The sequence below is a fragment of the Microbacterium karelineae genome, from assembly GCF_009745985.1.
Taxonomy (GTDB): Bacteria; Actinomycetota; Actinomycetes; order Actinomycetales; family Microbacteriaceae; genus Microbacterium; species Microbacterium karelineae.
In genome coordinates, this window is record NZ_WFIX01000036.1 from 1 (window position 1) to 463 (window position 463).

General features: G+C 33.0%; 1 protein-coding gene. It reads left to right on the top strand.

Annotation, left to right across the window (positions count from 1 at the left end; genetic code table 11):
* Positions 1 to 93 precede the first annotated feature (93 nt).
* Positions 94 to 463: hypothetical protein (locus GB932_RS00770; protein WP_197517190.1), on the top strand; the 370-nt coding region annotated here is incomplete at its 3' end.

Sequence of the window (463 nt, forward strand, 5' to 3'; positions counted from 1 at the left end):
CAGCATATTCTCCATATGCATCTTCCACAAAGAAACCTGCTTTTCTATCAGATAAAGTATTAACATTATTTCGATATTATAAAAAAAATTAAAATGGAAAAAGTGAAAACGTTTTTTAGTTTGTGCCTTCTATCTTTAGGGACATGGCAAGTTAATGCTCAAAACTCTAATTTCTTTAAAGACAGGAAATTACCACTTAATGAGGATGGGAGTAGTTTTGTTAAGCTGACATTTTTAACACAAATTTGGATGCGTTCTGCACAATATAATCCAGGCTCAACATTTGATGGGACTGCGAAAAATAGTGGAACAGACATCGGTATTAGAAGAACTGGTTTTCAACTCTTCGGACAGTTGACTGACCGTGTTTTTGCCTATTCTTATTTTGGTTTAAATAATTTTAATACTTTATCTGATAGAAAAGCAGGTTTCTTTGTGGAAGATGCATATGGAGAATATGCTG